At 45.4% G+C, this 24,475-nt stretch carries 26 protein-coding genes, 1 tRNA gene, 1 other RNA gene and 1 pseudogene; 7 read left to right on the top strand and 22 right to left on the bottom strand.

Annotation, left to right across the window (positions count from 1 at the left end; genetic code table 11):
* Positions 1-27: 27 nt before the first annotated feature.
* The gene (locus IPL34_RS12665; protein WP_296841810.1) at positions 28-1,200 is read right to left on the bottom strand and encodes a hypothetical protein; all 1,173 of its coding nucleotides are present in this window, start codon (positions 1,198-1,200) and stop codon (positions 28-30) included.
* Positions 1,201-1,831: 631 nt separating this feature from the next.
* Here IPL34_RS12665 and IPL34_RS12660 point away from each other — a divergent pair.
* Complete coding sequence (locus tag IPL34_RS12660; RefSeq protein WP_296841809.1) at positions 1,832-4,171, top strand: mechanosensitive ion channel domain-containing protein; 2,340 nt, start codon at positions 1,832-1,834, stop codon at positions 4,169-4,171.
* A gap of 296 nt (positions 4,172-4,467) precedes the next feature.
* Here the strand turns inward: IPL34_RS12660 and IPL34_RS12655 are convergent, their stop codons facing one another.
* From IPL34_RS12655 to IPL34_RS12565, 19 genes are all read right to left on the bottom strand, one after another.
* Positions 4,468-4,848, bottom strand: coding sequence for a type II toxin-antitoxin system VapC family toxin (locus tag IPL34_RS12655; protein WP_296841808.1), 381 nt, complete (start codon positions 4,846-4,848; stop codon positions 4,468-4,470).
* Positions 4,848-5,069: a CopG family transcriptional regulator gene (locus IPL34_RS12650; protein ID WP_296841807.1), complete on the bottom strand. Its 222-nt coding sequence runs from the start codon at positions 5,067-5,069 to the stop codon at positions 4,848-4,850. The genes IPL34_RS12655 and IPL34_RS12650 overlap by 1 nt, the downstream gene beginning before the upstream one ends.
* 100 nt (positions 5,070-5,169) lie before the next feature.
* Positions 5,170-6,387 carry an FtsK/SpoIIIE domain-containing protein gene (locus tag IPL34_RS12645; protein WP_296841806.1) on the bottom strand — a complete coding sequence of 406 codons (1,218 nt, stop codon included), beginning with the start codon at positions 6,385-6,387 and terminating at the stop codon, positions 5,170-5,172.
* The gene (locus IPL34_RS12640) at positions 6,387-7,181 is read right to left on the bottom strand and encodes a hypothetical protein (protein WP_296841805.1); all 795 of its coding nucleotides are present in this window, start codon (positions 7,179-7,181) and stop codon (positions 6,387-6,389) included. The genes IPL34_RS12645 and IPL34_RS12640 overlap by 1 nt, the downstream gene beginning before the upstream one ends.
* Before the next feature lie 115 nt (positions 7,182-7,296).
* Positions 7,297-8,163 (bottom strand): hypothetical protein, encoded by an 867-nt coding sequence (locus IPL34_RS12635; protein ID WP_296841804.1) that lies wholly within the window; start codon positions 8,161-8,163, stop codon positions 7,297-7,299.
* Positions 8,160-8,333 (bottom strand): hypothetical protein, encoded by a 174-nt coding sequence (locus IPL34_RS12630; protein ID WP_296841803.1) that lies wholly within the window; start codon positions 8,331-8,333, stop codon positions 8,160-8,162. The genes IPL34_RS12635 and IPL34_RS12630 overlap by 4 nt, the downstream gene beginning before the upstream one ends.
* On the bottom strand, positions 8,330-8,884 hold the full coding sequence (locus IPL34_RS12625) for a hypothetical protein (protein ID WP_296841802.1): 555 nt from the start codon (positions 8,882-8,884) through the stop codon (positions 8,330-8,332). The genes IPL34_RS12630 and IPL34_RS12625 overlap by 4 nt, the downstream gene beginning before the upstream one ends.
* Positions 8,885-8,886: 2 nt before the next feature.
* Positions 8,887-10,923, bottom strand: a complete 2,037-nt coding sequence (locus IPL34_RS12620; RefSeq protein WP_296841801.1) for a replication endonuclease — start codon at positions 10,921-10,923, stop codon at positions 8,887-8,889.
* Positions 10,916-11,098, bottom strand: a complete 183-nt coding sequence (locus IPL34_RS12615) for a hypothetical protein (RefSeq protein WP_296841800.1) — start codon at positions 11,096-11,098, stop codon at positions 10,916-10,918. Before IPL34_RS12615 ends, IPL34_RS12620 begins: the two co-directional genes overlap by 8 nt.
* On the bottom strand, positions 11,095-11,406 hold the full coding sequence (locus IPL34_RS12610) for an AlpA family transcriptional regulator (protein ID WP_296841799.1): 312 nt from the start codon (positions 11,404-11,406) through the stop codon (positions 11,095-11,097). The genes IPL34_RS12615 and IPL34_RS12610 overlap by 4 nt, the downstream gene beginning before the upstream one ends.
* Positions 11,403-12,143 (bottom strand): hypothetical protein, encoded by a 741-nt coding sequence (locus IPL34_RS12605; protein ID WP_296841798.1) that lies wholly within the window; start codon positions 12,141-12,143, stop codon positions 11,403-11,405. The genes IPL34_RS12610 and IPL34_RS12605 overlap by 4 nt, the downstream gene beginning before the upstream one ends.
* A gap of 82 nt (positions 12,144-12,225) precedes the next feature.
* Entirely contained in the window at positions 12,226-12,426 is a 201-nt protein-coding gene (locus IPL34_RS12600) for a hypothetical protein (RefSeq protein ID WP_296841797.1), read from the bottom strand.
* 259 nt (positions 12,427-12,685) lie between these two features.
* Positions 12,686-13,009, bottom strand: a complete 324-nt coding sequence (locus IPL34_RS12595; protein WP_296841796.1) for a hypothetical protein — start codon at positions 13,007-13,009, stop codon at positions 12,686-12,688.
* Positions 13,010-13,319: 310 nt separating this feature from the next.
* Positions 13,320-13,712 carry a Mor transcription activator family protein gene (locus tag IPL34_RS12590; RefSeq protein WP_296841795.1) on the bottom strand — a complete coding sequence of 131 codons (393 nt, stop codon included), beginning with the start codon at positions 13,710-13,712 and terminating at the stop codon, positions 13,320-13,322.
* A 163-nt stretch (positions 13,713-13,875) separates the two neighbouring features.
* Entirely contained in the window at positions 13,876-14,094 is a 219-nt protein-coding gene (locus IPL34_RS12585) for an AlpA family transcriptional regulator (protein WP_296841794.1), read from the bottom strand.
* A gap of 134 nt (positions 14,095-14,228) precedes the next feature.
* Positions 14,229-15,230, bottom strand: a complete 1,002-nt coding sequence (locus IPL34_RS12580; protein ID WP_296841793.1) for a hypothetical protein — start codon at positions 15,228-15,230, stop codon at positions 14,229-14,231.
* A 6-nt stretch (positions 15,231-15,236) separates the two neighbouring features.
* Positions 15,237-15,902 (bottom strand): ProQ/FINO family protein, encoded by a 666-nt coding sequence (locus IPL34_RS12575; RefSeq protein WP_296841792.1) that lies wholly within the window; start codon positions 15,900-15,902, stop codon positions 15,237-15,239.
* Between the two features lie 96 nt (positions 15,903-15,998).
* The gene (locus IPL34_RS12570) at positions 15,999-17,216 is read right to left on the bottom strand and encodes an integrase arm-type DNA-binding domain-containing protein (protein ID WP_296841791.1); all 1,218 of its coding nucleotides are present in this window, start codon (positions 17,214-17,216) and stop codon (positions 15,999-16,001) included.
* Positions 17,217-17,450: 234 nt separating this feature from the next.
* Positions 17,451-17,522 (bottom strand) — tRNA-Arg (locus IPL34_RS12565).
* A 119-nt stretch (positions 17,523-17,641) separates the two neighbouring features.
* Here IPL34_RS12565 and ssrA point away from each other — a divergent pair.
* Positions 17,642-18,002: a transfer-messenger RNA gene (gene ssrA, locus IPL34_RS12560) on the top strand.
* Between the two features lie 200 nt (positions 18,003-18,202).
* Here the strand turns inward: ssrA and IPL34_RS12555 are convergent.
* Together IPL34_RS12555 and IPL34_RS12550 are read right to left on the bottom strand one after the other, a co-directional pair.
* Positions 18,203-18,400 (bottom strand): annotated as a pseudogene (locus tag IPL34_RS12555) (IS982 family transposase); the annotation flags it as partial.
* A 106-nt stretch (positions 18,401-18,506) separates the two neighbouring features.
* Positions 18,507-19,262, bottom strand: coding sequence for an HAD family hydrolase (locus IPL34_RS12550; protein ID WP_296841790.1), 756 nt, complete (start codon positions 19,260-19,262; stop codon positions 18,507-18,509).
* A 271-nt stretch (positions 19,263-19,533) separates the two neighbouring features.
* Here IPL34_RS12550 and ndk point away from each other — a divergent pair, with 271 nt between their 5' ends.
* From ndk to hisS, 5 genes are read left to right on the top strand one after another with little or no spacing between them, the layout of a single operon-like run.
* Positions 19,534-19,962: a nucleoside-diphosphate kinase gene (gene ndk, locus IPL34_RS12545; RefSeq protein WP_296841789.1), complete on the top strand. Its 429-nt coding sequence runs from the start codon at positions 19,534-19,536 to the stop codon at positions 19,960-19,962.
* A gap of 41 nt (positions 19,963-20,003) precedes the next feature.
* Positions 20,004-21,137 (top strand): 23S rRNA (adenine(2503)-C(2))-methyltransferase RlmN, encoded by a 1,134-nt coding sequence (gene rlmN / locus IPL34_RS12540; RefSeq protein WP_296843068.1) that lies wholly within the window; start codon positions 20,004-20,006, stop codon positions 21,135-21,137.
* On the top strand, positions 21,121-21,888 hold the full coding sequence (gene pilW, locus IPL34_RS12535; protein ID WP_296841788.1) for a type IV pilus biogenesis/stability protein PilW: 768 nt from the start codon (positions 21,121-21,123) through the stop codon (positions 21,886-21,888). Before rlmN ends, pilW begins: the two co-directional genes overlap by 17 nt.
* Positions 21,889-21,913: 25 nt before the next feature.
* On the top strand, positions 21,914-23,188 hold the full coding sequence (locus tag IPL34_RS12530; protein ID WP_296841787.1) for a helix-turn-helix domain-containing protein: 1,275 nt from the start codon (positions 21,914-21,916) through the stop codon (positions 23,186-23,188).
* Between the two features lie 3 nt (positions 23,189-23,191).
* Positions 23,192-24,463 (top strand): histidine--tRNA ligase, encoded by a 1,272-nt coding sequence (gene hisS / locus IPL34_RS12525; RefSeq protein WP_296841786.1) that lies wholly within the window; start codon positions 23,192-23,194, stop codon positions 24,461-24,463.
* The last annotated feature ends 12 nt before the right edge of the window (positions 24,464-24,475 follow it).

The following is a 24,475-nucleotide window of genomic DNA, read 5'->3' as shown; positions in this document are numbered from 1 at the left end:
TTATCTAACTGGTAACTACGCTAGTGATTAACGTAGTTTGTAAGAGATACCTGCTTGTAAACTGGTGTCTGTCTTAGCACTGGTAGTTTTAGAGGATTGTAATACTGAGTACAGGGAGACACGATTACCTAATGCATAACGATAGCCGGAGCTTAAGGTATTAGTGGTAGTCGCAGAACCGCTATTAGGTTTATTGCGGTTAGCTTGCCACGAATTTTCCCAAATGGATTTGGCATTGATTTGTCTATCGAAGGACATTACGTTGTCTAGATTATAACCGTTGTTACTACTATCCACTGTGCCAGATAATGTGGTTACGTTAGAAAACTGCCAATCATTACTAACGGGGCGATGGAATTCGCCTACGATTTGTACAGATGGTTTGCCTTTGTCCTGATCATAATTCTTGATAATAGAGCCTACACCCGCTCTTACACGCGTACCGATACGGCGTGTCACAAATAAACCATTTTCAACTACATCATAAACACGTAATACGGCAGCAGCATCTAAAGCACCTTTAGCTTTACCTGAAGCATTAATGACGTTCGCCATGTCTGCTACCCAAGCCTCACGGTAGTTATCGGTTGATCGACTTAAACGAGCTGCATACTCCTCTTTCTTACCAATAACGCTAGCCAAATTTTGATAATCAGCCACTGATAAATCACCAGTTAGCTTATCTTGCTTACGTAACTCTTTCACAATCCAGATGGCTTGTGACATAGGAGTAGCATCGACTACACGACCATAACCCGCACCGACATAAGTCTCAGCAAAATAATTCTTTTTGTCTTTTTGATCAGCCACAATAGCGCTACCATACACAAAAGCGCCCTTACTATTGGGCTTGAAGTAGTTGAATACTCCTGCTCCAGCCGCACCCGCATAGTCATTACTTTTCACACCTGCGGAGTTACGATTAGAGTTTCCGCTCACAGCAGCGGCAAACTCAATATCACGGATAGGTGTAGAGAAAACTCTTTCATAATCAAAGTTCAAATTAAGGTTATAGCTATCCTTTTGACCTTGTACAGCAGTATTGTTTTTATTGGTTTGATAATTAAAAGTAGCATCGACCTTAGCATCGGTGTAAGAAGGCTTAGCTTCTTGATAGTCATATAAACTTACTGCTTGAGCAGAAGTAGCCGCTAAACCCAATAAAATACTAGAAGTCAGCAATGTGTAGCTTTTTTTCATGATAAATCTCCATATTTTTCTTAAAATTCAAATTATTAAGACTTGTTTTTGAACAGAATATTAAATAGCAAACCCGTGAAATTCTGTTGTTTTATTTCCCAACAACCTTACTGTAGTAAGGTTTGGTTCAGTGTGCATCTTTAAAAGTGGCTAAATACTAAGCTCTGTTAGCTGAACTGCACAATAACAGCCGGTCTTATAATCAAATCAATTTTATAATTCAATATTCATACCTGTTTTGAAGTATTATTGCCAAGCTTAAGGGGTATTCCTATTTTGCTAGCCATTTTTCTGTTGAGAACCTGACGCATAGTATCTTTTGTACTGTATTAAACCGTTTGTCTATGCATGAGCACACTCGGTTCACCAACAGACTAAACAGAGGTCGTGTTCAGCAGACAGAGACTTAACTCGGAGACGCCAGTGCCTGCTAGGATGAGAGCCAGATCAACCACTAAGCAAGCTACTCAAGTCCTAGCAACCCTTATCTAGAACACAGATAGGGCTACTTGCAATAGTGTGTATTTGTGCTTTTAATAGGCGTAGCACAGGCATGGGATTACAATAAACTGCATTATTACTCCATGCGTGTCTTTAAACTTACCACCTAACTTAATTAATGATAAGGCTAATGATGGGGCGCTGGACTATTATAATAGGGCTATGGCTAGTATTATTTAACACACTAGCTTTTAGTGCCGAAGATACGACTAAGGAAGATCCTTATAGTGCAGAAGCATTAGCGATGATTAATGCAAAACTCACTATTGCTGAGCGCAACCTAACCACTTGGCAAAAAAATCGTGATATTAAAGCACTAGAGGAGCTTATTCTCCAAAGTACCCAACACGAACAAAATGCTCAAACCTGTATTACTGATAATGAAAAACAAAAAACCCAATTAGATGAATCGTTAAAATCATTAGGTGATCAACAAAGTGCTGAAGATGTTGCGCTAAGACAAAAACGCAATGAATTAAGCCGTCAACTACAGGTCACTACTAAACGTATTTCTCAATGCAAACTGATTAGTTTGCGAGCAGGGACTTTACAAAAATCAGCACGGGATATTATTCAACAAGACTTAAAAGAGCGCTTATTTGCTCAGCAAACCTCATTATTTAGCAGCTTACAAAATATCATTTTCAATCCCTCTTTAATTCAAACCGAAGTTAAGAATTTAGTGGTGCTATTTAATAATATGCCTATTGAATGGGGTGCTTTACGTTATGCCTTAGCTTATGGTTTAGTAGGGGGTATGTTAGGAGGATTTTGGCTCTATTATAGAAGTCGCCGCCTCGCACAAAATGCTCAAACACTAGAAATTGGTAGCCCTACTTTTGTAGCCGTTTGGACAAGTAGTATGCGTTTCATGCCATTTATTTTATTTGCGCTTTTTATTTATTTGTATCTCAGCTACTACTCGGTAGGACACAAGCTAATTCAGTATATCTCACTTTATTTTTTATTAGCTTTAATCAGCTATGCTATTATGCGTGCGCCTTTAAGCACGGGCGTTACTATTGATGGCTTCACACCCCTTAGTAAATCAGAGCGTATTCATACTCATTTTTATGTCAAATTACTCGCTTTTTCCGGCTTTATTGGCTTAATCATCAACTCCAAATTAGTTAACTCATTGGATAGTCACCTAATTAACTTAACCCGCATTGCGCTAGGTACGATTCTAGGCTTAGCCGTTATCGCTTTAATGTGGCGACTAAGTAAGCACTTTATCTTAGTACAACGTATGCGCTTGCAATGGCTCACTATTATAAGTTTATTAATAGGTATAGGTGCGTTGTGGTTAGGTTATCGCAATTTTGCCGAGTTTTTATTTTCTGGCATGTTAGGTACTTTATTCATTTTGATGTTGCTATGGTTATTGCAGCATATTCCGAATGAATTATGTGATGGACTCGATACAGGCAAAACGGCTTGGCAACGTGATTTACGCAACAAACTAGATGTTAAAACTGGACAATTGTTTCCCGGATTGATTTGGGTGCGTTTAGCTATTGCTATTACACTTAATAGCTTAGCCTTGCTTTTATTATTACGGATATGGGGTGTTTCAGAGCAAAACATTATTTTATTATTAAATAAGCTCTTGAATGGTATCCAGATTGGTGAAATTACCCTAGAACCTATTCGCTTACTCAGTGGGGTTTTAGTTGCGGGTCTATTGATTAGCTTTAGTCAGTTTTTCAAGAAATATTTATCCGAAAGCTGGTTAAAACGTACTAATCTAAGTCATGGGGCCCGCGATGCTATGACGACTATTTCAGGCTATATAGGTATTATTCTTGCCGTAATTATAGGCTTGTCTATTGCTGGTTTGAAATTTCAAAACCTTGCTATTATTGCTGGAGCTTTATCAGTGGGAATTGGCTTTGGTCTGCAAAATGTGGTCAATAATTTTGTCTCTGGGCTTATTTTATTATTTGAACGCCCTATTCGCCGAGGGGATTGGATTAGAGTGGGTACTGCTGAGGGATATGTAAAAGATATTAGTATTCGATCTACTACGATTCAGGATTTTGATCGGGCTGATATTATTGTCCCTAACTCAGAATTGATTTCAGGACGTGTCACTAATTTATTTTTAAATGATAGTTATGGACGAGTTATTATTCCGCTCAGAGTGGCTTATGGCACTGATATAGAAAAGCTCATGGCTTTATTAGTGAGTCTTACCCAAGACCACAGTGATATCATTAATAATCAAATTGATATGCGCCCGCAAGCGTTATTTAGAAGTTTTGGAGAGAGTGCTTTAAATTTCGAGTTACGCTTTTTTATTCGTAATGTAGAGCAGAAGAACCAAGTCACCAGTCACATGTTAGTAGCGATTGAGAAAGCTTTTAGGAAAAACAATATTATTATTCCTTACCCACAATATGTAGTACATCCTATGGGTGGGACTAATACCACTAATATGGCCCCAGCAGGAATTGAAGTAACAAGCTAACTATTTGTTAAAGATAAAAAATAGTTACTTTGAAAAACATCTATATACACAGTCTTACACACACTTTGCTATGTCTTAGGCTTTTATAACTGCGTTTTAGTGTGACCCATTGATTAACTATCAATAGGTCATAAGCCCATTATAGAGGCTATAAGCCTTGGTACATAAAGGTTTTAGAATTTACCAACACGGTATAGGTAGGTTTACGGTGTACTTTACGGTGTACTTTTGAGGTTTTGACTATAGTAATTCGCCCCCAACGCTTAACTAAGCAGGCAATAAAAAAGGCAATATTGCTAATGTATCTTGTCAGGGTGAAGTTTATAAGGAATACGTACCCACTGTGCATTCTCTGGAAAGTCTTTAGTATTGCGAGACACTAACAACACCTTTTCTACCTGTGCAGTCGCTTGAATAATCGCATCAGGTAAACGAATTTTAGATTGTCGCCTAATCAATACCGCGTTTTCAGCAATCACCGCTGTTAAAGCAATCACCTGAAAGCGACTGAGAAAACCTCTAATGGTGGCTTCATCTTCTGGAGTTGCCCCTACTAGCACCTCTACCCATGTAATAATGCTAATAAGAGGCTTTGGGTAGCTGTCTATTTCATGCTTAGCCTGTGGAATACCGTTTAAGTAATCAATCAGAATATTGGTATCAAGCAGTGCTTTCATTAATCCCACTCCTCACGTAAGCGGTTTTGGTAGTCCAACCCATCCTCTTGACGCTTAGCCCATAAGCCAAAGGCTTCACTTTCTGAATGCGCTGGAGTGTGACGCGCCAAGTATTCAGCAATAGCCCTTCTTACCAATTCAGCACGGGATACCTTTTCATGCTGGCTAAACCTATCAAGCTGTGCCACATGATGCGGGGGTAAATCGATGATGGTTCGCATAATGCACCTTTACCTTGTCCAGTGAATGATAACGTTATCATAGCATCACCATGCTTCTAAGTTTAGCCTTGTTTTGCTGTGTTACGAAATAGTGGCGCTCTTAATTCGTAACGCCTAGAGTAGCCATAAAAACCCCACGCCCTTGCACCAACTTATGCCCACCCACACGGAATAAAAACGCTCCTTCACCCGCCAAACCTTCTGCACCCGTGTCATCAATAGCGACCATTGAAGCGGTTTTATCCGGTACACGTAGGGCTAGCCTCACGTCTAACATGTCGCGCATCTCGGTAGGCAATTGATCAGCCTTAGGCTTTTGAATGCCTAGGGTAATAAATACGCCTGCACTACGATGCACGCGCAAAAGCTCACCTAGGGCTAATTCAACAACCTCCTTATTCAAGGCTCTAAGTTGCGGGTATTCATCGATATAAACCAAAATAGGATTAGGGCAAATATCAGGACACCGCTTTTTATATTCAAACCAATTATCACAATCTGCCTTTACTATTTCCTGCATCCGTTCTCTAGCCCGCTGGTTTATTTCAGTGAGTATTTCTAATCCCTCATTCATATCAGCGGTGAATTGATTACAAGGTTCACGCCTCAAAGTGCCTTTTGCATCGATAATATAAATCTCTGGATTTAAGCCACTTAACCGCATGGCGTGCATATCGGCTCTAATGGCTTCGGTTTTACCCGCGTTGGTTGTTCCGCTAATCATCATATGAGGTGAATGTTGGCGGTTATAGGTCACAGGTTGCCCTTGTACGTCTATGCCCACATAACCTATTAACTCATTAGGCTTAAGCTGGCTTTCATCAAAAGGCACGGCTTGCCATTCACTGCGAGGTAAGGGCGCTAAAATAATGCTTAAATCACGCGCTGCTGTGGGAATAAACCCTAATTCATCCGGTGCAATACCTAAGACACTAGCCACTCTAGGCAAGGCTTTAGCGAGTTCTTGCGGGTTATCCGTGGAGATTTTAAAGAGACGGTATTGAGCGCTACGGGATTCCAAGGCGGTTAAATCCTTATTCCCTGTGGCTTTGCGTAGGCGTTCCGTTACCAAGTCGTTCACATTAGCGATTAATTCCGGTGAATTAATCAAGTCATCTAAAGGACTATCGAATAAGTACCCGTCTCGACTGTCCCTGGTCCGGTATTGGTTAGCGAGGTAAAGCGCACCTAATGCACCGACGGCTAAAGGTGCGCTGTGAGTGAGTGCCAGCGTAGTAAGCACCGTACCTGTACACGCTGCCATTGCTTTATAGGTGCTAGGTACTATGGAGTGTGGGTTGAATTTACCGATGAACATTATTCAGCACTCCCAAACGTAGCGGATTGAATGGATAGGGTAGGACTAGGTTGCAGTGCTAAGGGTGCAAGTTGGGGACTGTTGGCAGGTGTGCCTGTGGGTTGGAGGATTCCACCTATGACGACCGCACCTAGTAAAACCATAATCACCAAGGGCATAGCGTTAGCTTTTGCCCAATCGAAAGGCGTTTTAGGAGTGGCAGGCAGTGAGGCGGCTAAACGTTCCGCTTCTTGTGCAGCATTGAGCGCTTGCATCGTGGCTTGCTTGCGGCTTTGGGCAATCAGGGCTTGCTTGCGTGCCAACTCTAACAATCTAGCCTCATTCGCCGCCGTGGCTTGTTGTTTGCGTAGCGCTTGCGTGCTTTCAATGTCGAGTACAGGCTTAAAGTATTCAAGGAAAGAGGGCTTAGTCCCTATCTTTTCGGCTATCTGCCATTTATACGACTTCTCGCTTAACCGGATAATCACCCCTAGCTCTAAGAGTAAGGGTATAAGTTTAGTTTCTAGGAACGTAGCGCTTAAGCCTTCACCCGCTGCCTGTGTTGCAAGGGTGCGAGTGCTCACACTAGCCCCACAATCATAATGATTTACCAGTGCCAGCAACCCGCTTACGTACTGCTCACGATTGCCATTATTCGCTTTTACATGGTCACTAATGAGCGTTACCGCATGGGATTTAATAATCAGGCTGTGGATAGCATCGCGTCCTTTTTGATTACGTAAATCAGCCTTTTTGAGTTCTGCTAATAATTTATCGTGTACGGTTTGGCTGTCGTTTAAGGTGTTCTGTGTCATGATTTTAAGCCTCAATTGCTTAATTTTTGCGCCCCCAAAAGTCCCCCAAAACTCCCCCATCTGAAAATCACGGGATTTTAGAGGGCTTAGGGCTATCTTTTGGGGTTTTACGGGTTCATCGGGTGATGGTGTCAATTAGGTCACTAATGAGTGATTTATCACCGCATAATTCAGTGCGCTGGTTAATGGCTTGCTCTCCTAACTTGGCATAGTCACTGGTTCTAGTTCCGTTCCCGTCCCTGCTGTCTTTGCCTCGCAAGTACCAGCTATTAGCCGCCCCACTACCCTTTAAATGAGCGGCTGCAATGTAGCCTGCTATCCGGTTAGGGTTGGTTTTAATCAGTGCTCTTGAGCCAAAACCCGCGCCTACGTTGGTATTAGCCAAACTTATAAACGCGGCATCTTGTAAGCGTGGAGTGCTTAAAAAATGCTGGTAATTGCTGCCTAGCCAGTTCGCCCGATTACGCAAAAATGCGCCATGTTCAGGGTTTAGCCCTTGCCGTACCCGCTTAGGCGCTTGTTGTACGGCTTGCGTACTGACTAGCCCGACGGTAGCCAGTGCGGATGCTCCAAACTGATAACCGCCTAGATAACCGTAAGGGTTTACAATCTGGTAGTTATGGCTAGATTCGCGTGCTCTTAATGTCACCATCAAGCGGCATGTTTGCTGTTGATCTAGCCCACGTATGGCATTTTCAGAGATTATGCTAGGGGTAGAGCGGTCTACATGCCCCAAAGCGTCACTAATCCACACGCCTAGGCTTGCCGATCCATTGCCGATGTAATCCGTGATCTGTTCATAAGTGGCGCTCAAATAGGGAATATCACGGGTTTTTAAGGTGTAGTCGGCTATGGAGAACGCCACCAAACCAAGGACGCACGCATAGAGTTGCGGCATCCGTGGCAGGGTTTGGGCTAATAGTTCGCTAGTCTGTGCTTCAATCCGGTCTAGGCGGCTCATGATTTGAGTGTCGAGGCTCATAGTATTAGCCCCTTCCACTGTTCCAAGTGCTCCCATAGGAGAGCACCTAGTCCCTTGAGGGAATCGCCTGTAATCGCTTGGGCTAGCGTATGCGCTGCGCCGTTCATAATCAGCACCCACGCTATGAGCCAAACCCAAAAGGGGCTGGTATAGCTTAAGAGCTTATTCATGGGGCTTTCCTCCACACGTAGCGCTTGCCGTCGGTAGCGAGGCTGCAATTGAGGCGACCTTGTGGTGTGCGTGTCCAATCCTTTGAGGCTTCGATACATTCCGCTATCTCAGCTTGATTAAGAGGACGCACGGCTTGCCATTGCACACTAGCCCCTTGCTTCGTGATAGCGTTCTGGTTGCCTGCATTGCCTTCTAAGACTTGTAATCCTGAGTTACTAGCAGTGCTTGCCCCCTTAGCAGCGGCTTGTTTAGCGGCTTCTAGCATGCGGCTAGCCTGCATTGTGTCCACATTGACATTCGCATACGCAAACGCCATGACGACTACGCCTATACCCATCCATGCGGCTACGGGTTCGCGGCTCTTTAAGATGGCACTACCACCAATAGCGGTTAGTGCGGATATGGCAAAATCTGCCACCTCTCCACCGGATACGTTGATAATCGGTAGACCTCCAAATAACAGGCTACCTGCACTTAAGACCCCTAGAGCAACAGCGCTATAACCTACGATAGAGGGTAATGCGTGGTTGGTTGCGTAAGTAAAGCTCATGATTAATCCCCCTTACCTTGACTGATTGCTTGACCTATTGGGCTTACTTCATCCTCACAATCGAGGTTATAAAGCCAGATAGCCGCTTGCTCTTTACGGGTTTCGTAGTCTTGAGCTGTGGAGGGTTCAAATAGCTGCATACAAGCCTCTACATAATCCGCCTCCGACTCATAGTGCTGGTGTGCCCATGAGTCTAAATAGGGCTTTATCTGGATTTTTCGCCACATAGCAACGGCATCGCGTCGCCACTTTTCAGCCTCTCGATAGGTTGTTTCAGGGGTTAAATCAGGCTCTCTACAGTTATTTCCAGTACTCCAAGGGTTAGCGCAAATAGCGCTAACCAATGAAGAAAGATCACTAGCAGGGGATACTCTAAAGGTCTGTTGCACTTGCGCCATGAGGTCAAAGTCAGGCTTATACGTAATCTCAGCACCCTTGAGTACGTCATTAAACGTATTGACTGCATCGGCTTTGGTTTCGATGCGCCATGTATGGACACGGGTTTCAATGGTGGGGTTTGACCATAAGCTAATACCCTTTACCTTAGCGACCACTTCACCATACTTATTAGTGAGTACTTCACCCGTACTGGAATCGATACGCGCCAAAGTATAGAGCTTAAGGGGGCGCAAGCTGCGAGGGACACACACGCCCCCTTGTGCAATCAGGTAGCGTTCCCAATCGCCCCCATCGGCTGCACGATAGGCTTGCTTGAGTAGGTCATGCTCAAGGTCGTTTTCAGCCTTGATTCTGCGTAGTTCGCGCCACACGCCCACCGGTGCACCGCCTATTTGTTGGAACTGACGAATACCCCAAAGAGAAGCCCATGCTCTTACCCTTGAAGCAGAATCACTAGCCGACTTACCGCTCTCAAAATCCTCATCTACGCCAACACCGTCAATATTTTTGCTCACATATTTGGCGATGTATCCGGTAGCACTGCCTTTCGTGGTGTCGATCTTGACCACCGTGAAGCGGTGTTTAAATGCACCTTTCTCGTTTCCATCTTCAGAGAGCGCGTATTCACGCATTAAGCGGGTGACTTCATAGCGGTCCTGTTTTGCCATGAAGAGCAATAAATGCCAGTGCGGTGTACCGTCGTGGTGCGGTTCTGCAATACGGAATCCGTACACGTTTAGCTCATAGTATTTGAAGCTGGCACGGATTCGCTTCCATAAGGTGCTTAAGTAGGCTTGTGCTTGTCGTGGGTTAGTACCGTTATAGGTGGGGTTCGCAATCGCTTTGCCACCGGTGCTAATAGTTTTGGCGTGGTACTTGGAGGGACACGTCAGAGTGTAGAACATTCCGACGTGCCCTAATGCTTTCGCGGCATTCTCAAACCCGCGCATTCTCACCATGAGTTCAGCGCGTCGCACCGCTGGATTCGCCATAGAACCCTCTATGACCTTACTCATAGCGAGGCGCTCACCTGTTTCTTCACATACTGCCTCTAGGTGCTCTAAGGCTTTATAGGCATTACGAATGCGGTTGGTAATGCGGGTATGCAAAGGATTAGAGAGGTAAGCACCGACACCGCGCCCGACTGCACCGCTGGCAATCATGAAGTGCTCTTCCTCACGATCTTGCGTCACGGTCAAGCGTCTACGCCAAAACTGTTCATCTTGCACTCTGGCAATTAATCCGGCTGGGTCTTGAGCACCGACGGCTAAGCCTTGACTCTCCAATAGCTCACAAGCGACTTGATAGGCTTTAGGTTGGCTGGCTTCATCTTTGCCTAAGGCACGAATGGAGCGTCTAGCCAACAGGCTTAGGCGTTCCGCTTTCAGTTTTATCGCTTCATCGGAGAGGGAGATATTCCGGCAACTCTGAGGCTTGACACGTTTGGCGGTATCGACTGCCTCTAGTAGAGCAAGGTTCGCATTCCGTCGGGCTTCTGAGGCTTTGAGTGTGGTGTCGGTATAGGTGCGCTCATACTGTTGAGTGAGTACGTCATAGGCTAGGGCTGGCAGTTCTGCTAGACGTTGGGCTATCCATACTGCATCCTCATGATGATGCTGAAAGGGTAATGAATTAAGCATGGCGCACCCCACTCCATACGTTTTTTTCTAGCCACGCATTCCATAAGCGACTGCGTAGAAAATAGGTATTTTCAGGCTTATGTGTGGCAATGCGCCGCTCAATTTCGGCTTTCACGTGTGGCAAGCGTTGGGCAAAGCCAACGGGTAGTAGTGGGGTAGGAGTCAGTGAGTTCATACCCGCCCCCTTTTGTTGCTTTGCACCAATTGAATCACAGGGGCTATAGGGGTAGGGACAAATTCACCGTTGATATAGGCGTTAATCTCGGACAAGCGCCATGTGTTGATCTTAGCGCTGTATTTGACGGGTTTAGGAAAACGTCCTTCTCGTATCATGGTGTAGATCGTGCTTTTGCCTAAGCCGACTTTGTGGCAGACCTCAGCCAGTCTTAAGAGGCGATCTTCAAATAAGGGAGCGGGTGCGGTGCTTTCCGGTGCGAGGGTTTCCGGTACGGCTGGCTTTTTGCGTGGAGGAAGTAAGCTCATTGTGCGCCCCCTTGAGTGGAATGAGTGGGGGCAAAGATACGGTTTAGCTGGGCTTTGGCATCCTCAATACTGTCAGCCTCAAGGGTTTCTAGGTTTACGCCGCGTTGGGTTTGACGGTGATACACCACATCGACAAAGTGGCAAGTGTGAGGTTGTTTATTGATAGCACCGTGGTGATAGCCACATACAATCCATGCAACGGGTACACGGTCTAATAGGGCAATGATTCCGGTGGGGGATTCGGTAAAGACTAAAGGTGTCGCTACGGGTAGGTAGTGGGGTTTAGGTGCAGTGTAGTGAGGCTTGACCGCTAAGGGATAAGCCAGTAAGGACAATAAGCTAGGAGCGCCCATAATCGTTTTCTCACAGATGAATATCACAAATGACCAGAAGTTGTCAGGTACTTGTGTCGTCTCTGTGGAAACGATGCGTGTATTTCGGTCTAAGCCGTGTTGTAGTCTACGCACACCCGACATTCCGCCGTGTGGGTAGCTTACAGGCTTATGACCACCGCCTGCATGTTGGCGGTAATGGTCGCCACAGATATAACACAAGTCTGCAAATTCTGCGTTTATGCCTAACTCAATAGGCATGGGTGCATCATACCCACCCGATGAATAAACGGTCAAGGCACGCATCCGGTGCTTATGCCCTACTCTTTGAATCGTTTGACAAGTATCGAATTGTTTTTTAGATTGTGAGGCACAAAGGCGCTCTAAGCGTGTAGTCGTGCACATGCTTTGATCTCTTTGAATAATGGGGTTTAGCTAAGCCTTGAGTGTTAACGCGCTCAAGGCTTTGTCATTTAGGGGGCGTGGCTTAGTGCAGTCGTAGGCGTTCCGTGCGTTCATACTCAGCCCGTTTAGCTTTGCGCTCTACTGAATCCCGTTCACGCTTCATATGCGGGGTAAGCATGTGGGTAAGTTCTTGTAGCGGTGTACGGGTATTGCGTTGCGCCCGTGTGCTAATCCAGTGGGCTAGGTCGCCTGAGAGTGTGATGGTGTCGGTTTCAGTTTGCATCTTATTTGCCCTGCTCTAATGTCATACATCATGATAAAAGCGAACCTATTCCGAACAAAAGTCGATTATTCTTGATAAGCCTCTCTAAAGTGCTTTTTTTCTATTGCACAACCTTGAGCCACCTTGCATTTCTATGCACTCAAAAAATGCACAGCGTTATCTTGTCAACTCAATAAAACTGAACTATGAGCGCTGCTAGAGGATTTTAGCCTTAGGTTTAGACCACCCCTGCTAAAACTACAGGGGCAGCCCTAGCCCTTTATCCCGCCTTATCCCGTTCTGTCCCGTCTTGTCCCAATGAATCGTTGAGGCAATCCACGTTAATCACTAGCTCTATAGCCTTACTTGCCGCCCTTAAGCGCCCTTCTAACAGCACCAAACACCCCTCTAAATCAATATCACGCACATTAGCGCCCACTCCACGCCGCACACTACCCAATGAAGTACTAATCACGCTCATGGTCTTAGCCACCTTCTCAACCTCCCACTGTGCCCAATTCAGGGCATCAACTGCCTGACAGGGTGCACTCCCTCTAAACTGTCCGTGTTCTGCCTCAAAGAGCCGGCTTGCTATATCGCTCATATGATCACCTTTTAAAACGCCGCTCTAAGGCAGTTCAAACAGGGTTTAAACGCACTTTGAACAGGCTTTGAGTTGTGGTTAGGGGGCGCTAACTCGGTACTTAAAACCGTTATTATTCGGAATTAATCGTTATTAACCGGAAAAAATAACGCTTTTGGGTTAGTTTTCGATGCAAGCCGGATAGGTTTTTAGCCCTGATTAGCAAGTTTTAGGCACTATAACAAAAGACTTTAAGTGCCTGATAAACGGCAAAACGCTAGACGTATGAAGGGATTAGGCAGGGTTGGGAGAGACAGGAATTAGCGCCCCCCTAACACTCAGCCTCCACGGAGATTGAATGCCGCTTAATAATTTTCTCTATGGCGCGATTGCTGAGATGAAATTGCCTAGCTAACTGTGACACGCTGTGGCTATGGCGTAGGTCACAAATAGCCTTATCCCGCTGGTAACGTTCAATTGAATATAAGGTGGGAACATAAAAGCGATCACCGCCCCACATAGCGCACAAGGCTTGCACCGCCTTACCATCCATGACTTGTTTTAGCCGACTGGCTTTTTCTGCATTACGAGGAATATCAAAAACAATACCACCCCAGCGCCTCATGAGGGCTAAGGTGTTATCCATTCCAATTAGGTCAGCTAATTCTAAGACTCGCTTAGGTAGATTTTGCGGTAGGTCGTGAGACTGAGAACATATTGTCATGGTAATGATTACCCCACACATACACACCCCTAGACATGGTTAGACTAGGGGTATGGTGTTTCAGGAAGCGGTTTAATACGTTATGATTCCGTTCTCTTCTGTAAGTCTCTAAGCAAGCCACTTATTGCCCGTGAGTGGCTTTTTTCTTTGAGTACCTGAATCATTACGCCGCCTCCTGTTTAGGTTTCCAGCCGTTAGGGTCTTTGAGCCAGTCCACCACATCCGGCAACCACCACCGCACCATGCGCGTTGACATGACCGTCCGTTTAGGAAAACGTCCTTCCTTTTCCCACTTTCTCAGGGTATTGGGTGACACGCTTAGCATGGGGAGTAGTTCGTCTTGATCGATATAGCGTTGATTCGCGGGTGCGTTTCTGTCCATATTAATGCGCCTCTTTGCGCTTTAGTGACTTAACATGGACATTTAAACGGATTTACAAAGACATAAAGAGATGAATAAAAAAAGTATTTTATGAGTCTAGTTCACCAGTGAAGTGAACTTTATTTTTATAATTCTTATTCACCCCTTTCATTTTTATTTTGGCGTATACCATAGAGCGGGTAGCCTCTTAAAGCATCTCGAACTTCATCTCTAGTAATATTAGTTTCAAGAATCGCCCCCACAAAACGAGCAACAGGCATCACAAGGCTTCTAGTTCTAAACAAAGTATAAAAGCAATCAGTTAAATACCTAATCATATAAGTCTGCTTAGCATTCTTAATGTTTACTCTAGGTAAAATACAACTATCCTCTTCTATCCTTTCTGGTTTATCTTCTAAATCACTCAAATCTCGCCTTAGTCTTTCAGAAAGAGGCACAGGGTGAAGAGCCAAAGCATATTCAATTACCAAAGGAATAATAATTTCCTTTATTGCCTGCGTATACTGTGCCACTATCGAACTTAACTCATCACATAATTGCGTAAAATCAGGATGATATAGAAAATCTTTAACCTCGCTTTGTTTGGATAAATAACGATCTATAGCATTCATACGCACATCAAATACAAGATCTTGTAAGACCTCAACTATTTTACCATTTGATAATACTTGCTCACTTAGTTGGCAATACTCTTCCCTTTTCAATCCAGCCCCAAAATAGTCGTCATATGAAGTGTCTCGTAATAAGTCTGCAAACTCCAAACCTGATTTTATTAGTGCTCTCACTTGATCTGCTTTTTGTTTAGGAGTGAGCCATTCATGGGTATTTTCTTTGCTTACCCGTATTAAAGTTCTAATATGAATATCAAACATCTCATATGTGGTTACTTCATCAAAGGAATCACCTCCATAAAAGACTTTACTACGACACATCTCAGACCATTTTTTCTTTCTCGCTGATTCAAGCACTAACCACATTCGCTTTATATCTTTCTGAGAACTAAAGGCATATCCCCAAATCAACTTCTCATAAGCACACACTAATTCAGCATTACCCTTATGCTCTTGATATAAGTCCCAAATAGTCAGCGGCAAATATTCAGGGCATATGCTTTTATCAACCTTATTTTGAGTCATATATGCTCACTTCTTACGCTTAGCCAGCTTATTCAGCGCGTGGGCTATCTCATGGTCTTGGATGGTGTCGGCTTCAGTTCCATCCAGATTGAAACGTTTACCGCCTTCAGTGACCGCTTGCAGGTAGAAACGGTTAGCGGTATGCCATTCTAGTAACTTCATCACCACCCGTTTTGATGCGCTCAAATGATGCTTGCCGACATGCTGAAACACTTGCCGCTCAAAGTTCAGGGCTAAGGGTTTACGTTCACGCCACATAGAGAAGGCATTAAGACTAGCGTCTAGCTCTTTGGCGCGTATGTCACTAGGTGGCTTAATGTGTTTTTTCTTAGGCGGTTTAGGCTTGAGCTTGGCGGGTTTCTTGAGCGCGTTTTGATTCGTGGGCTTAGCGCCTGTAGGTGTAGCCTTTTCCGTGGTGGGAGTGGGTTTAGGTTTGGGTAGCTTCTTAGCCCGATAGAAGTCTGTGCCCTTTTCTGGCTTGACGGCTTGCAGGGTGTCCTTAGTCAGTACGCGCTTACCTGTACGTGGCAGGGCTTTAGCCTCCATAGGTTTAGCCTGCACCTCCATAGGTTTAGGGCTTAGCTCTATAGGCTTAGTGGGTTCTGTTGGGGTTACGGTTGCGGGTGCAACTTTACGAATGATCTTCAGAGTTTTCTTAGGTTGGTCTGTCATATGTGTACTCGCACAGGTTGCAAGATTTTCCTTAACCAAGGTCAAGGTGTTTTCAGTAGGATGTTACCCTCACTAATGAAGGTAACATCACGTGCCCTACCCTTGCTGGGCTTTGGCACTAAAGAGAGGCACAACCTTAGCACCACTATTAAGCTGTGCGTCTAGGTAGTCCGCCCACCACTGCATCAAGGCTCTACGTTCTGGTAGGTAGGTTGCCATGTAATTATAAGCCCCTGCTACCTCGTTACGTTCTGCATGGGCTAGGTGCTTTTCTATCACATGATGACTAAAGCCTGCATCATGAAAGATACTAGAACCTAAGGCACGAAAGCCGTGTATGGTTGTCTTGTCATTCCACTTCATGCGCTTTAAGGCACTGAGCATCGCGTTATTACTCATAGGCTGGGAGCGCTTAGCGGTGTAAAAGAGCAACGCCCCCTTGCCTGTAATCAGGTGCAACTGCTCTAACAAGGTCAAAGCTTGCGTCGACAGTGGGATCACATGAGCTATGCCCATTTTCATATGCTCAGCCGGAATACGCCACTCTTTAGCCTCCCAATTAATCTCAGACCATTGCGCTAAACGTATAGAACCGGTCCGGGCTAAGGTTAATAAGGTGAATTGTATTGCCTTACGCATGATCTCGGAGGGATGCGCCGCTAGGTCTTTGAGGAAGTCGGGCAACTGAGCCGACAGTAGAGCGTTAACGTGCTTCACGGGTTTAGGCTTGAGCGCCCCCGCTAAATCCGGTACTGGATTATATTTCACCCGCCCCGTTGCGACCGCATACCGAAACACCGCCCCAATGCGCTGTTTTACTTTTGCCGCCTTATCTAATGCACCCCTTGCCTCCACCCGTCGCACCACTTGCAAAATATCGGGGGCGCTGAGGGCTTCCATCGGTATCTCACCTAAATAAGGGAGTATGTCCTTGACTAGGCACTCCATCACCTGTTCAGCATTCGCCGTTGACCAAACCCCCTTGCGGTTGTCATGCCATTCCAAGGCAACGTCTTTGAAGCGTTCACCCTTGCCCATGGTGCGCTGTTGCTGCTTATGGTTGTTGGGGTCTATGCCTTCCTTGATGAGTGCCTTAGCGTCCTCTACCAGCATTCGCGCTTGCCTTAGGGTAATGCGGGGATAATCACCCACAGTCAGAATAGTTTGCTTCTTGGTAGACGGGTTTCTATAACGGTGAATCCAGACCTTAGTGCCTGTTACCCTCACCTCTAATTGCAATCCCTCACCATCATTGAGGCGATACGGTTTAGCTTGTGGCTTAGCGTGTTCTACTTGTGTATTCGTCAGTGCCATATAAAGGAATCCTAATGCTGCTTACATCAAGGGCTTAGACCGCTCTTATACACACTTTTACACACAGGGGCGCTCCGGTCTAATCGATTTATTCCATCTTACACACACCTATACACACAAAACAGCAAGCCTTCACAAGCCTAAACTGGACAATACTGGACAGTAGAAAGGCTCTAAAGCGTTGTTTTGAAGAGGATTTTGAGCGACTTTGGAGGATGTTGGACTATAACTAAATAGCCCCAGCAGGAATCGAACCTGCAATTGCCCCTTAGGAGGGGGCCGTTATATCCATTTAACTATGAGGCCTTGGGATGAACGTGTTGATTTTAACGGATATATATAGCGGTGTCAGGTCATTTTTCGGTTTTACATGACAAGACTGTTAAAAGCCCCTATAATACGCGCCTCTTAGGTCAAGCGACCACGGGGGCGATCCGGCTTCGACGTGGATTACAAAACCTGGGGAGCATGCAGTGGGTGTGTTGACCACTATAACACTAGGCACAATTTATAGTCGCAAACGACGACTCTTACGCTCTCGCCGCTTAATAACCGGTTGAGTGCTGTCTGATAGAAGCCGTGCTTGTGCGTTCAACTCAGGCATAATCTCTCACAAGATCGTATCAAGGCTTGCTCAGGGCTGCGATACTAAAAAACTACTGAGACCGCCCAACATGCCAGCCTGTCTATTGGCGGGATGCGGGTTAAATAAAATATAGACTAAGCATGTAGTGCCTTCAGGCAGAGGATTTACGGACGCGGGTTCAATTCCCGCCGCCTCCACCAATACCTTGTCTTACACTGTGTCAGACTGTTCCAAAAGCCCCTACAGGCTGCAATCTGTAGGGGCTTTTGTGTCTCAGGTTGTGTCACATGGTGTCAGACTGTCTCACTGAAAACATTGTGTTATCCATTGCTTTTAGCACTCACTCAGAGACGAAGCAATGAAAACGTATAAAAATAATAGCTTAAGCCGTGTGCAACTTTCAGCAGACTAAGCCAGCAAGCTGCAAGGGCGGTCTGCCCAAGGCTTGGTTTAGAAACACGACCATCGTGTGACTCAAAATTTTGCGGGTGATTCTGACCGTCAGATGCCAACAATCTCTAGCTTGGAGCGTTTGAATGGCAAACTGCTCGGTCAATTGCCCGATCACCGTTTCCACTAAGCGTCGATCTTTCATCAAAGCGGCTACTTGTTTGGGGGGCGTTCATCCTTCATGTTCTGGCATAGTTGTTAACTCTCTCATCACTACTCTATAAAGTTGCACACAGCGTTACTACTACCCAATCTTAAGCACCGACCTGCTCCTGAAACCCTTGCATCAGTTGTTGCAAACTAGCCAAATCAATATAGTCACTTGGCTCAGTTAAGCTCTTATTACCCTCCCCTAAACTCTCCAACACTAAACTCGCCCCAGTAAAATCATCGGCTCGCGTATAGTCGTTCCGTGTGATCACTGTCTTGATCCCTGCGCCTAAAGCAGCCTTTAAACCATTGGCAGAATCCTCTAGTGCGAGACATTGCTCAGGACGGACTTGCATCTGCTCTACTACATACTGATAAATATCAGGCGCGGGCTTTTTAGCAGGCACTATATCGCCTGCGGCAATACATTCAAACCAAGTAAGAGACTCCGCCCCTAAAGTCGCCTTGAGTAATTCGGTTACATTTTCCGGTGTGGTAGTAGTGGCAATCGCTAGACGTATGCCCGCTGCTTTGGCTTCCCTTAATAAACGCTCTACCCCAACACGTAGCGGAATAACACCGGTATTAAGGAGTTGCGTATAGAAATAGGTTTTACGTTGATGCAGATGAGCAATAAAGCCTTTTAGATCAGCTTGTGTAAAATCCGGCTGATAATGTTGTACATAAAATAAAATACGCTCTTTGCCTCCAGTCACTTGTAATAGTTCACCATACAGCTCCACCGACCAATGCCAGTTTAATCCCGCTTCCGTAAACGCTTGATTAAATGCCACCCGATGACCATCGCGCTCGGTATCAGCTAAAGTACCGTCTACATCCCAAATGAGTGTTGTGAGCATTGATTTTTCTCCTAGAACATTAGGCAGATTAGGCGAAGTCTTGGGGTATCTATTTTCCAGAGGCGCTGTGAATACATACCCCAAGACTCCGCCACCTCAGCTACCAAGACAAAGAACACACTCTAAAAGCACCTAACCCACGAACCAATAACCCCATTGAGTTAAAACACGCACCTAAAGGAATAGGAATATGTTTGCCACTGCGCCCTAGTGTCATTACAATTGCGCCCTTATTGAAAAACCTTGATTAATTAGCTTTTGGAGTATCACTGTGGCTATCGAACGTACTATTTCTATTATTAAACCCGATGCTGTTGCTAAAAACGTTATTGGCAAAATCTACACTCGCTTTGAAGATGCTGGCTTACAAATCATCGCGGCACGTATGCAACACCTCTCTCAAGCAGAAGCAGAAGGCTTTTACGCGGTGCACAAAGAACGTCCTTTCTTTAAAGATCTAGTAAGCTTTATGACTTCAGGTCCTGTGATGATTCAAGTGTTAGAAGGCGAAAATGCAGTCGCTAAAAACCGTGAATTAATGGGTGCTACTAATCCTAAAAACGCAGAAGCTGGTACAATCCGCGCTGATTTCGCTGAAAGTATTGATGAAAACGCAGTACACGGTTCTGATAGCCTTGAGAATGCTGCGATTGAAATTGCTTACTTCTTTGGCGATAAATTGTGCCCACGCACTCGCTAATCTGAGAGACTACTGTGACTACCTCCGCCCCCCTCCTCAATATGGCCCCTGCCTCCACCGACGCTAAAGTCAATCTACTGGACTTTAGCCATGAGGCCTTAAAGGCTTATTTTGTTTCTATGGGTGAAAAACCCTTTCGTGCCACCCAAGTGATCAAGTGGCTACATCAAATGGGGGCGGATAATCTTGATGCGATGACCAATCTTAGTAAGTCGTTGCGAGCTTATTTACAAGAACACACTGAAATTCGTGCGCCTGAAGTGGTGCTCGATCAAAACGCCTCCGATGGTACACGCAAATGGTTGCTAAAATTACCCGAAGGTAATGCCATTGAAATGGTGTATATCCCTGAAGAAGAGCGCGGCACATTATGTATTTCCTCTCAAGTGGGTTGTGCACTCGATTGCACCTTCTGCTCTACCGCACGCCAAGGCTTTAATCGCAACCTCAAAGTTTCCGAGATTATTGGTCAATTGTGGCTAGCTAAGAAGCTACTACAAGAAGAACCCAAGGGTGCACGTATCATTACTAATGTCGTAATGATGGGTATGGGCGAACCCTTACTCAATTTTGATGCGGTGGTGCAAGCACTAGAGCTGATGCTCGATGATAATGCCTATGGTTTAAGCAAGCGGCGTGTGACGGTGAGTACTTCTGGGGTAGTACCTGCTTTAGATCGTTTAGGTGATGTGATTGATGTCACCTTAGCGGTGTCTTTACATGCCCCTAATGATGAATTACGCAATCAATTAGTCCCCTTAAATAAAAAATATCCTATTAAAGAACTACTAGCCGCTTGTGAGCGCTTTTTGGATAAAAAAGGCTCCAATCGTGAGAAAATCACTTGGGAATATGTGATGCTAGAGGGGGTGAATGATAGCGATGAACATGCGCATCAATTAGCCAAAATTCTTACAGGAATTCCCTCAAAAATTAATCTCATACCCTTTAATCCGTTTCCAGAGACACGCTATAAACGTTCTAGTAATAATCGTATCCATCGATTTGGCGACATTTTGGCGCAAGCCGGATATACTGCGATAACAAGAAGAACACGGGGCGATGATATTGATGCTGCTTGTGGGCAATTGGCGGGACAAGTCAATGACCGCAGCAGACGTGAGATACATTTTGCCCGCATTGAACAGGGCAACAACAATGAAAACAAGTCTTAAATGGGTGGTCATTAATAGCATATTAGCTGGGGTATTAAGTGCTTGTAGCAGTACTAACCCCTCGACTGATATAGCAACAGCTAGTAGCGGCGATGTGGTTAAAGCAGCCTCCTACAATGCGCAACTAGGGGTAGGTTATTTACAAAACGGACGCTTGGATTTAGCCAAAGAGTATTTAGATAAAGCGCTAAAATACAACCCGCGCTCCGTTGAAGCTAATCACTATTACGCACTCTTACAAGAGCGTCTGAATGATGATGCTAGTGCCAGTCGTTATTTCATTAAAGCAGTGCGTCTGAGTAAGACGACTAATCCAGAATTAATGAATAACTACGGCTCGCACCTCTGTCGTATCGGAAAATATGACAAGGCTATTAGTGCCTTTAAACTGGCTTTACGCGATCCGTTATACCGCACCCCTGAATACGCTTATGCCAATATTGGAGTATGTTTAAACAAACAAGGACGCGCAGCAGAAGCAGAGCATTATTTTCAACAGGCTTTAAATGCTAATGAGAATTTTGGTTTGGCTTTATATCAATTAGCTGAGTTAAATTATCAGAATCAACAGTATGCCAAAGCACAAGCTTTTTGGTTTAGGCATCGGGATACTAGCCCGCTCACACCGGAATCATTGCTGTTGTGTGTGCAGATTAGCAGTGCGTTAAATGATGCGGCTCAGGTGGAGCAATGCACTCAAACACTATTAGCACGTTTCCCTAATAGTGCTGAAGCACAACGACTTAATTAACGATTGGAATACACTTAGAGGGACTATGACACAGCCAACAGAGAACCGTACACAGGAAGGATCGTCCTCTGTTCAAGCAGGCGACTTGGCTAAACAACTCAAAGCACTACGGGAACAAGTAGGCTTTGATCTAGACAAAGCGGCTGAGCATATGCATCTGTCTCGCCAGATTTTAGTGACCTTAGAAAATGAGGATTTTGAGCATCTACCAGAGCCACCTTATGTGCGGGGCTATTTGCGTAGCTATGCGCGTTTGGCTGATAAAGAAGCTGCGCCTTTAATTCGTACCTATGAGATTCTACGCGGTGCTGACCCTGATGCTATGGCTAAGCACTTTGCTCCCTTGCACACCCAGCGTCCTGCGCCACGTATTTCTCCTGAAACAGCACGTTTAGGGGTAATTGCACTATTGGTATTATTAGTAGTACTGATCAGTATGATTCCGGGGGTGAGAAGTTGGGTACAAACCACTTGGAATGAGTTTGCCTATAAAACCCAACAAGCCAACTTAGAGCGCCAGCAAACACTGAGTGGAGCTGCTCAACCCGGCGCGAATAGTCCGGCTGCCTCTACCGCAGGTGATGTCACTCGTCCCACTACTTCGGCTGCTCAAACCATTGCAGCCGATCAGCCAGCACCTAGTACTACCCCTTTAGCCACCACTACTACGCTACCTAATCCAAACTCAACTGGATCGACCGCTACACTGACAACTAATAGTGCGAATACAGCGACTGCATTAGCTAGCTCTTCTAGTACAGCGACTCCTGACCTGCCTAGCGCTACCGCTGTGCCGAATAATACGGGTGGTGTTACCAGCCCCTCAATTGCGGCTAGTACTAATGCACCAGCTACTTTAGCTAATGGCTTGCCTAATCCGGCTGTACCTATTGCTACAGCAGCTCAAGCCACAGCACCTCAGCCACAAAGTACCGATACCACTACTACTTCGGTGGTGACACCTCCTCCCACACCTAATGCAGCTACTCCTCCTGCCGCCCCTACAGCTACGACTAATCCTAACACTCCTAATCCTGCCACTGAAGCTAACCCAGCAGGGACGCAAGTCGTTATCCGGTTAGAGTTTAGTCAAGAGGTGTGGATGCAAATTCGAGATGCCAAGGGTAAGCGTATTTTCGAGGTGCTAGGTGCACCCAATACGGTTAAAGAATTAAATGCTAAAACCCCGATGATGTTTAAAATTGGTAATGCTCCGGGCATGAAGCTCATACTGAATGGCCAGCCCTATGATCTTAGTCCCTATACCCGTGGTAGTGTTGCCACTTTCAAGGTTGAATAATGAATGGCTAGTTTAATTAAATCCGCTAAGGGTATGAATGATATTTTGCCGCCTGATATGGTGTACTGGCATACCCTTGAATCAACAGTCCGCAACCTCTTTGCTCGCTATGGTTTCAATGAAATTCGCACACCTATTGTAGAGGCCACCGAATTATTTAGTCGTGCAGTGGGCGAAGTTACCGATATTGTTGAAAAGGAAATGTATACCTTCAATGACCGCGAGAAGACCAGTTTGTCTTTGCGCCCTGAAGGTACAGCAGGCTGTGTACGAGCGGGTTTAGAGCATGGTTTATTGTATAACCAACAACAACGCTTTTGGTACTCAGGTCCAATGTTTCGGCATGAGCGCCAACAAAAAGGCCGCTATCGTCAATTTACCCAAATTGGCGCTGAAGCCTTTGGTATGACAGGTCCTGATATTGATGCCGATGTGATTGCGATGACTGCACGGCTCTGGAAAGAATTGGGTCTCATAGATAATCGTCTAGAACTGAATTCCCTCGGCACACCTCAATCACGCCAAGCTTATCGTGCTTTACTGGTGAACTATTTCTCTGCTTATGCCGATCAGCTCGATGAAGATTCTAAGCGCCGCTTACACACTAATCCGTTGCGCATTCTGGATACCAAAAACCCAGAGATGAAAGCCTTGGTTGCAGGTGCTCCCAACTTACATGATCATTTAGATCCTGAATCGGCCGAGCATTTTGCTCAACTGCAAGCACTACTCACGGCGATGGGAATTGAATTTGTGATCAATCCGCGCTTAGTACGGGGCTTAGACTATTACTCACGCACGGTATTTGAATGGATTACCCCCGATGCCGATTTAGGCTCACAGAGTACGGTGTGTGCGGGGGGGCGTTATGATGGTTTAGTGGAACAATTAGGGGGTGCACCGACTGCGGGCTTTGGTTTTGCGATGGGGGTGGAGCGCTTAGTGCATATCCTCAAAAATCGTGCCTTAGTCGCACCTGCCAAACCTTTAGCTCTTTACTTTATGGTCGATAGTGAGTATTTAGTGGCGGGCATGGCTTTTGCGGAGCGGCTACGCTCTGCTCTACCTACATTAACGATGATTACTAATGGTGGCGGTGGCAGCCTCAAAGCACAAATTAAACGCGCTGATAAATCGGGTGCTGCTTTTGGTCTGACCTTTGATCATCCTCAGCAGATTACTTTGAAATCTTTACGGGAACGTACTGAGCCAGTGGTATTAACGCCAGAGGCGGCACTGACTCAATTACCCTCTCTCCTTAATCAAAAAGCATAATACTAGGGGCTA

The organism is Thiofilum sp., from assembly GCF_016711335.1.
Classification (GTDB): domain Bacteria; phylum Pseudomonadota; class Gammaproteobacteria; order Thiotrichales; family Thiotrichaceae; genus Thiofilum.
This window is presented reverse-complemented; position numbering and strand designations above follow the sequence as displayed.